The organism is uncultured Gimesia sp., assembly GCF_937919775.1.
In the GTDB taxonomy this organism is placed as follows: domain Bacteria; phylum Planctomycetota; class Planctomycetia; order Planctomycetales; family Planctomycetaceae; genus Gimesia.
Genome location: NZ_CALFPF010000004.1, coordinates 1 through 8462 on the forward strand (window position 1 = coordinate 1; position 8462 = coordinate 8462).

The 8462-nt window shown below is 52.6% G+C and carries 8 protein-coding genes and 1 pseudogene; all 9 read right to left on the minus strand.

From position 1 onward, the window contains the following. Positions 1–422: pseudogene (locus Q0294_RS00045) on the minus strand (hypothetical protein); the annotation flags it as partial. A gap of 94 nt (positions 423–516) precedes the next feature. Next, the gene (locus Q0294_RS00050) at positions 517–2979 is read right to left on the minus strand and encodes a carboxypeptidase regulatory-like domain-containing protein (RefSeq protein WP_299459350.1); all 2463 of its coding nucleotides are present in this window, start codon (positions 2977–2979) and stop codon (positions 517–519) included. A gap of 12 nt (positions 2980–2991) precedes the next feature. Beyond that, positions 2992–3393, minus strand: coding sequence for a transposase (locus Q0294_RS00055; protein ID WP_145305532.1), 402 nt, complete (start codon positions 3391–3393; stop codon positions 2992–2994). After that, positions 3390–3836: a transposase gene (locus Q0294_RS00060; protein ID WP_299459358.1), complete on the minus strand. Its 447-nt coding sequence runs from the start codon at positions 3834–3836 to the stop codon at positions 3390–3392. Before Q0294_RS00060 ends, Q0294_RS00055 begins: the two co-directional genes overlap by 4 nt. A gap of 81 nt (positions 3837–3917) precedes the next feature. Next, positions 3918–4475 (minus strand): carboxypeptidase-like regulatory domain-containing protein, encoded by a 558-nt coding sequence (locus tag Q0294_RS00065; protein WP_299459360.1) that lies wholly within the window; start codon positions 4473–4475, stop codon positions 3918–3920. A 349-nt stretch (positions 4476–4824) separates the two neighbouring features. Then, positions 4825–5316, minus strand: coding sequence for a hypothetical protein (locus Q0294_RS00070; RefSeq protein WP_299459362.1), 492 nt, complete (start codon positions 5314–5316; stop codon positions 4825–4827). Positions 5317–6094: 778 nt separating this feature from the next. Further along, complete coding sequence (locus Q0294_RS00075) at positions 6095–6811, minus strand: hypothetical protein (RefSeq protein ID WP_299459364.1); 717 nt, start codon at positions 6809–6811, stop codon at positions 6095–6097. A 41-nt stretch (positions 6812–6852) separates the two neighbouring features. Continuing rightward, a complete protein-coding gene (locus Q0294_RS00080) occupies positions 6853–7413 on the minus strand; it encodes a hypothetical protein (protein ID WP_299459366.1) in 561 nt (186 codons plus the stop codon). 87 nt (positions 7414–7500) lie between these two features. Then, positions 7501–8277, minus strand: coding sequence for a hypothetical protein (locus Q0294_RS00085; protein ID WP_299459367.1), 777 nt, complete (start codon positions 8275–8277; stop codon positions 7501–7503). Between the last annotated feature and the right edge of the window lie 185 nt (positions 8278–8462).

Consider the following 8462-nt stretch of genomic DNA (forward strand, 5'->3'; position numbering starts at 1 on the left):
AACACGCCGGAGCGGGTGCGGTGATTTTTGACCGTCACATTATCCAGTACCAGATCCTGGCACTCTCGCGCGTTGATTGCTTCCGTCGCAGTGGTCTGTTTTCCTTCCGGCCGCGTTAATACAATATCGCGAAACTGCACGCCCGCGCGATGTTCGATTTCGAAAAACGAGGCGTCCGGATTCGTCTGAATAATGCGCCCCGGCCCATACAGGCCGCTGCCATCGCTGCGAAAAACCAGTTTCGCCGAAATTTCGTAATCGCCGGCCGGCAGAAACAGCATCCGCCCCGGCTGGGCATCGAGGGTTTCCTGGATCGACTGGTTCTGTGCGACGATGGGAACCGCCTGTTTTGGTACCTGTGCGAAGCCAACGCCGGGGAAGGCGAAGCACAGTGTCAGCAGGAGGAAGTGGGTCGAGCGCATCATATTGTCCTGAGATTTCGGAGTGTTTCTGAAGGGTGATGGAACTGCATCGCGGTATCTGCTCTCTTCAGAATAACCGAATTGAACGGGTTCGTTATTCATCCTGCTTCAGCGCTTCCACGAGCGTGTTGATGTCTGCGGGTGTGAGGCGGATGGCAGTTTTTTCGAGCATCGTGCGGAAATGGGCGCGGTCGCTTTGCTCGCTGGGGAAACCGATGTTCGTGCCTTCCTCGTCATTGGAGGTCACGAGCACTTTGCCGTCCTGATCTAAAATGGCCCACCAGGGAATGCCGCCCTGAGCACCGGCGCGCATGGTTTTCATCATCTCGTCGGAACCGGACCAGCGGTGATCGATCTTGATCCAGATGTAGTCACGCTCCCATACCATGCGTTCTTTATCCAGAAATCGGGAGAGCAGTCGGCAGGGGCCGCACCAGGTGGCGGTTTCCTGAATGATGATGCGTTTGTTTTCTGCTTTCGCTTGTTTGAGCGCGGTCGCCAGCAGTTCTTGCGCGTCGAGTGTCGGCACGGTATACGCTTTCAGAAACGTGAGGAATTTTTCTTGGCTGATTTTTCCATCGGACGAAAGCGCGCCGATGTCGGCGTTCGCCAGGCGTCTCCCCTGCTCGTCTACTGCGACGATGCAGAAGTCCGCATGGACCCCCTCGAGATTTTCGTCCAGCGTTTTGGCGAGTTCCTCAGCGGCAGCCCGCTTGTCGCCAGACGTGTCGATGGCCAAAACGACAAATGAATTCAAGGCCTCGCGCACGTCCTGATCTTCGTATCGCAGTTTCATCCACTGCTGGACAGCGTCTCCTTTGGGTTCGCCGAACAGAATCAGTAGATGCTGCATCGTGATTTTGGCATCCTGTTTTGATCGCGTGAAGCGTTCAAGGGGCGTGCCCTTCGCATTGAATGCGGCGGTGATCCGTTCTTCCAGCGTGGGAGGCTTATAAGGAGCCGGAGGTGGAGAGACTTCCACAGTGCCGAGGGCGAGCGGCTGACTGTCTTCCGCTTTCACCGTGTCCACGGTCCGCCAACTGATTCTGTTGGGTTGATCTTTAGGGCGATTCACCAGATTGATGTCGTATTTCTGCCCCAGAACCAGATTGACGATCTCAAACCGCCCTGCTTGATCGGTTGTGGTCTTTCCGCCAAAACTGGTTCGAAACGGTGAGTTACTGTTCGCGCCGATGTATACTTTGACGCCATAGCTGATTTCTCGTTCCGGCATCGGCTCTTTCGTTTTCGCATCGACAAGCTGGCCGGAAGCGCTCCCCAGCGGACGAAGAAGTACGGTCACCGTTTTCTCATCGGGGCCGATCTCGACGACTCCCGCCAGTTTTTTGTCTTTGCTGCGGGCGTAAATTACGGTGCGGTGCAGTTCGCGCTCGACTTTGAACTTTCCTGATTTGTCTGACGTCGATTTCATATCGCCGCTTGCCAGGCTGGCGCGATAGATTCCGGTTATCTCGGCCTCCGGGACCGGTTGAGGCGGGTCGCCTGTGACGATGGTTCCTTCCAGAATTCCTTTCTCCGGTCGGACGGCGTGAAAATTGAACTCCTTTTCCGATTCGCCGGCGATTTCAAATTTTTGAATGGTGTCTATTTTTTGAACGGCGACCTGTGCGGGGCCACGAATATCAAACTTGCCATCGCCGACAAACAATTCGAATTTCCCGTTTTCGTCTGTCGACGTGTTATGCACGGTAATTGGCTGCACCCATTTGTGACTGTTCTTCGGATTGGGAAGCTTCACCCCCTGCATGTTGTTGACATCCTGCCCGTATTGATAGACATCAATTCGTTGACCTTTCACTGGTTCATTCTGGGAGCCGACGGTCACGCAACCAAATAAGCGGGTCGCGGGGCGGAGTTGGAAATCCAGATTTTCGATGGGCTTGCCCGACAAGAGCGGAAAACCGGTGTGCGGCCTGGACGCCCATTTTTTGTCATGCACGACAACAAGATACACCATACCGGGAGCCGCCTTGATGACGTAGCGGCCTTCCTTGTCTGTCTGCGTCGTTGATCGAAATGAGTCAATCTGATACCCCTCACCGGAGGCGGAGACCGAAATCCCTGTTGCCGGCGAGCCGTCGGGAAGTGTCACTCGACCTGCGAGGGGGACCAGATTTTCCAGTTTGATGGTCAGTGTGCCCTCTCCCGTTTTCGGATCATAGCTGCCCCGTTGAATCACATGTTCTTTATCCTGAGGCCAGATTGTGAGCGGCGATTTTTGCCAGTGAGGAATCCAGTTAAAGACGACTGTTCCTGAGGCGTCCGTTGTTTGTTCCACCAGACTCATGAAATAGGACAGGTTCAGATCCTGTGGCTGATCCGGCTTTTCCAGGAGCCAGGGATAGATTTTCGCACCGGCGATCGGCGTGCCGTCCGTTGCTTTCAGCTGTACTTGCAGTGGCTGGGTTCCGTCGAGCGTCAAGCGGATAGGATGATCGGGAATCGCGGGGGGCTTCGTGATTTTGTCTCCGGCCTGACCACGGGGTAAAACGTAGGCTTTATAATCCGCACCATGCCCCTCGCTGATAGCAAACACATAGAAGGCATCTCAAAACCTTTTTAGTAGTGTAAATAAACAACCGAGAATTACAAAGCTTTCGTAGAGGTAATCGTGATATTCCCAGCGTGTGACAATGCGACGATAGTTGTGCAGCCAGGCAATACTGCGTTCCACAATCCAACGTCGTTTGAAGCGTGGGAGCTTTCGACCGTCTTGCGTCGGCGGTTTGACTCTCGATTTTCGATGCGGGCAGATCAGATCGATCTTATTTTCCATCAGCCGTTTGCGCAGCGGGTCCGAGTCGGCGGCTTTGTCATAAACCAGTCGCTCGGGTTGTCGATTTTGCAATGTGTTTTTTGCAAGCAGCGGCTCGATCAACTTGACTTCGCTACGGCTGGCCGATTCTGTGTCGATCGCCACAGGTGTCCCGTGACGATCGACGAAAATCATGATTTTAGTGCCTTTGCCACGACGAGTCGGGCCAACTCTTCTACCCCCTTTTTTGCCGAGGCAAACGTGCCATCAGCAAAGGTTTCAGAGAAATCAATTTGGCCGGCATCATCCATTCGTTCCAGGATGACTTGCCAGGCAGATAAGAGCCGTCCTTCGATCGTCCATTGCTGGAAACGTCGATGGCACGTCGCTTTAGAGGGATACTCTTTTGGTAAATCTTTCCATCGCGCTCCTGTCACTAGAATCCAGAGAATGCCTTCCAGGCAATCTCGTGGGTGGGCCTTGGGACGTCCTCCTTTTTTGGAAGGGGGAGTCCAGGGAAATAAATTTGCGACTAAAGACCATTGTTTATCGGTCAAAACGACCGGGCGTTCCGTCCTGGACGCTGAGTTTGTGGAAACCCGTTTTCGTTTGGGCCACCAGACCAGCGTCATATACATGAGAAATTCTCCTTTCAGGAGAAAGCTACATGCAAAGATCACGCCAAACAGTTCACTTTTTTTGACGTTATGAGACAGCTTCTAGTCAATTTTCACATCGTGAGGCACGTGATAGACGACGCGCCCTTTTTCATCGGTCGTGTTGGTTCCCCAGTCTCTGAAGTCGCCGATGATGCCCGTTTTGGCATTGGCGATGGGCTTACCGGTTGCGTCGACGACATACAGTTCCACACGTCGCGCAGGCTGCAACTGCAGTCGCAGATCATGTTGAGCATGGTCCTGATCAACGTTTCGTCGCGAAATCCGAGCCTGCGCGAGCTTCTGTCCTGAATCTGTGATCGCCTGAATCATCTGGCCGCGCACGTTCTCTTTTGAGGGGCGCAAGAGAAACCGCCCGTGCTCGTCGGTTTTTGTTTCCACGCGCTCCTGTTCCGGGTACCGCCATTCGATAAATACCGTCACGCCGGGCACCGGTTTGTCCTGTTCATCCACGACGATACCACTCAAGGTCACGTCGTCTGCAGCTTCCTGTTTTGATTTTTCCTGTAAAGCTGGTTCAGCCGCCGTCGCGATCACAGGGAGTAGCAGGATCACGAGCACAATTGCATTCAGGCGCAGGGGCGAAAGGGCGTACTTCATCGAATCTGCTTTCAGATTATGAGAATCGTTTCGCTTAAGCCGTGTGCCCGCCGGCAAGCAGTGTCAGAAATTGAGATCTCGAACGGATCGGATTCAGAAAAACGGAATCTGACTTTATGATACCTGTGGGAATCCGGGGGGGCAAATGTTTTCTGTCGCGAATTGAGTCACTGGGGCGGCCTTGTATCTTGCTGTTGGCTTTCAACGCGAATTCCTGATCACTGTTGGCAAGCCAACAGTGCCACAAACTGTGCAGGTGATGGCGTGCTCCCCCTGACACATCCTGCTCGCTGCGCTCGGCCCGAATTGCATTCGGGCCTGCCTATTGTGCTCTCTGTTTTGTAAAGGATCATCGCTGGTCGCGGTACTGAATTCCTGCTAACGATTCAAAGAACGTTGTTGCCTGTTGGAATACTTTCTGATCTGTACTCCTGCTGGATTGACTAAAGAAAGCATACCGGGCAGCGCAGTCTGCTGGGATGAGAAAGACGCCAAACGAAGAGATCCACACGGCGTATTCCTGATCGCAGAGCGACGTGAGTACAACCCTGTCGCCGCAAGCCGGGACGTCGAAGCCCGATCGTGTCTGATATTTGAGTTGTTTCAATTGGGTCACCAACGCCTGGAGCTCCTGAGTGACGTCAATTGTTGTGGGCGGGGGCATCTCTTCGGAGGGATGATTACAACGTTCCACCTGAATTTGACAACCATCCTGCAGCAACGAGTCCAGTACCGCGTTGATGGTTGCTGTTTGTGCACGGGTTTCCTGCACCATGCGGTAAGCGGCGAGTGTGCCGAACACGCCTAGCAGAATCAAAACGGACCAGACTGTTTTTTTCATGCTGGAAGGATTCATTTTTTGCTACCACGAAAGGCACAAACATTATAGTCAGGGTACTTTTAGGAGTCGCACACGAACGGCGTCTTTTTCCCTTCCCGATGTTCATCTCCGGTCTGTTTGATGATATCAGATAGAATGCGGGGTACAAATTTTAATTGCGGGCGCGTGGTTGTTTTTCTGCCGTGCGTTGGTTTCTGGTGGCTGGATTCCGGTCTGGCGTTGATGCCGTCTTTTGTTTGTTGAGGAGTTTCGTAAAGCTGGTCTGCCTGTTTGTTACAAAATCGTTGTTTAACTTTGCGAGATCATCGCGAGGGGCGCGGGAGAGTCAATGTCTGAATTGGGTCAGGTTAAGGCCGGGTGTAGTTCGGGTAAGGCCCGTTATGGTTCGGACTGGTTCAGTTAAGGTCATTTCTGGCACAAAAACGAGGTGCACAGCGGGAAGTGGTCGAGCTGCGATTTCACAAATGTGGTTCAAACCAGCGGGTTTTATAGTGACCGGAATCACAGGGAGCAAGGAATGCAGTATGCGGAAAAATTTCCTACGCGCGCGACGCGTATCACGCAGTTTCGTCGGAGGCGTGGTGCTGTCAAGGCGTAAAAAAACCCCTGAAAACAGGGGCTGAATGTAACTCTTTAAAGTCCTGGTTTTGTCAATGGTTTTTAACACCCGGTATTTTGACGCCCACTGATCACTTAAACCAGAGCCACCCCAGAAGATCCTCATGGGGTGACTCATTATCGTCTACTGTGTTGTCTGCTATGAATCATGAACTCAAAATTATTTCTGGAAGAACGCAGCCTGATTCAATTTGGAAGCTGGAGCCGGCGGTACAACCGGCGTGGCTTCTTCCGGTTCTGGTTGCATTTCCGGTTGCGGCGTTCCCGGATTTCCGGTGGAATAATAAACGGGGCCACCATATTGTTGTTGTCCGCGACAGTGCTGGCAGCCACGTCCTCTGCAGGAACGGCAGTCACGTGTGTGGTACATGCTGGGGATCGGTGGCGGAGGAATCATACCTGCGCGTGGTTGCCAGGTGGGAACGGTCTGATAGTAGAAGCCGAGTTGGGTTGTATCGGTGGGCATATAAATCTGCTGGTAGGCTGTACCAGCACCCGCACCACCGGCTCCCATACCTGCAGGACCTTGCTGCCCCATGTATTGATTCGAGTAATAACGCTGGTATTCTACGGGCGTTCTTTGAATCATCTGCGCGGAAGGGGGACACCATCCATGCCCGGGCGAGGTGTGACATTTTCGCAAAAAGGCCAGGCCTTCGCGTGAGCTATAGTTGCGATAAGTCCCATCGCCGTCATAGCGATTGGAATATCCGGGAGGGCAATTGTAGCTGTAGCCACCGCCGCGAACGTGTTCCACCTGCTGGATTACTCCCTGGCCTGCTGTGGTTATCTCTTCAGCGCTGGCATCGGAGGCAGTTTGTGCCATGACGCCAGTCACTGCTAAAATTGCAAGCATATGCACGTTGAGAATTCTCATATCAATCTTCCTGGACCCGATTGAGGATAATAGTTTTTTAATTATTGAACGATGCGAGTTACCGGAGTCAAGCGGCTGGAAGGAACGCCCCAACCGTAGTTGTAAGTATGACGCACATTCGGAGCCAGCGGCACAGCAATCGGAACACCATAACCCTGTGCGCCATAAAGCTGACCGTCCCGTGAATCAAACTGATAGGGATCAACGGCGTATGTCATTTTGTAACGTCCAATCGGAGGACAACCTCCACCGCCACATCCGGTAGGAATAAAGTATCCAAATTTGCAACGGAAAAATTCGCCTAATGAACCACGTTTCCCAAACCCGGCAGATGTTCTTGAACCAGAGCCGGCACGACAGTGAGGGCAGTTGCCGCCTGGGCTACCGCCCGGATAAGAAGCCCCATCCGAGTAGGAATAAACGTGATTCTGCTTACAACCACATTTGTCTTGAAAGTAGCCAACCTGTTTCACAGGTGAAGCGGTTTTCTGGTTCAGCTTCAGGCTGCCGGGTTCACCTGCCTGCAGGTTTTGAGCTGACAGGATTGTGATGATCCCTGCCACTGCAACAAAGCCTGCCAGTTTATAAGTAAAATTATGCATGTTATTATTTCCTGATCGTATCTCTGAGCGGAGTCACTCAAAGTGATAAACGTTTTCTGGTTTAAACAGCCTGTTCCCCGGGAGTTGTTACCGCACCAACGGAGGAATGAAGCGAGGGAAGAGTCCGAAATCCGATTTGTATTTTACGTTGACCTGAGTGCCTTCCAGTTTCCATCGTTCATGAGAACGCATACCGAAGGGCGTCCAGATCCAGCCCCCTTTTACGTTGTAGTAATAAGGGCCGTACATCGCGTTGTACTCGTGTGCGTACAACATTTCCTGAGGAGCCAACGCCTGGTTGGTAATCACGGTTCGTCCGACGTAATCGGGAATCCCTGGTTTGGGAGAGGGATACATGGGCGCTCCCAGTTGAGGATATCCGGGCAGCACATTCATGCCAGCCGACGATTGCATCGGCTGAGCTGCTGTGTAGTTTTTGTGATGTTTGATATGTCCATGCGAGTAGCTGATGGGCCGCGCCTGTTGTGCATTCTCAAAACGACCGGGTGCGGAGGTAATGATGGTCGGCTGATTGCTGACCTGCTGGATATATCCATAACCTGGACTGCGACGCCCGAGTTTTGGACGTTGTGCAAACGAGCTCTGATTCTGACCAGCAGGACGGGAAACGGTTTCCTGCTCATGGCTGATCTGCTGTATGTTGGCTGGTTTGCCAGTGGGCTGGGAAAACTTCTGTTTCAACCAGCTGACCGGGTTATACTTCGATGCTTTGGATCGGCTTTCCTGCTGGACTACCGCATTATTAACCGCACCTGGTTCCGCAGCCTGTACCGTCGGTGCCATCAGCAGAAACGCCGGCAACAGACTGGTAAGCAGAGTTACCTTCAGACTCGAATGAGCCATAACAATCCCTCCCTGGATTTTATTGTGGTTTATCCACCAATGAGACCGTTTAAGAGGGTCATCCAACCCCCGCCAGTCAACTTTAATGATCAATTGTCTGCTTTGAGAACCGTTGTCGGTTCACAAACGAGTCAAAGCCTTTTCTCTAAGACCGAAGGGAAAAACAAATTTCTCGAAATGGGGTT

Coding starts and splice junctions, on each gene's coding strand:
- Q0294_RS00055 (WP_145305532.1), bottom strand. CDS start 3,393: ATGATTTTCGTCGATCGTCACGGGACACCTGTGGCGATCGACACAGAA.
- Q0294_RS00060 (WP_299459358.1), bottom strand. CDS start 3,836: ATGTATATGACGCTGGTCTGGTGGCCCAAACGAAAACGGGTTTCCACA.
- Q0294_RS00065 (WP_299459360.1), bottom strand. CDS start 4,475: ATGAAGTACGCCCTTTCGCCCCTGCGCCTGAATGCAATTGTGCTCGTG.
- Q0294_RS00070 (WP_299459362.1), bottom strand. CDS start 5,316: ATGAAAAAAACAGTCTGGTCCGTTTTGATTCTGCTAGGCGTGTTCGGC.
- Q0294_RS00075 (WP_299459364.1), bottom strand. CDS start 6,811: ATGAGAATTCTCAACGTGCATATGCTTGCAATTTTAGCAGTGACTGGC.
- Q0294_RS00080 (WP_299459366.1), bottom strand. CDS start 7,413: ATGCATAATTTTACTTATAAACTGGCAGGCTTTGTTGCAGTGGCAGGG.
- Q0294_RS00085 (WP_299459367.1), bottom strand. CDS start 8,277: ATGGCTCATTCGAGTCTGAAGGTAACTCTGCTTACCAGTCTGTTGCCG.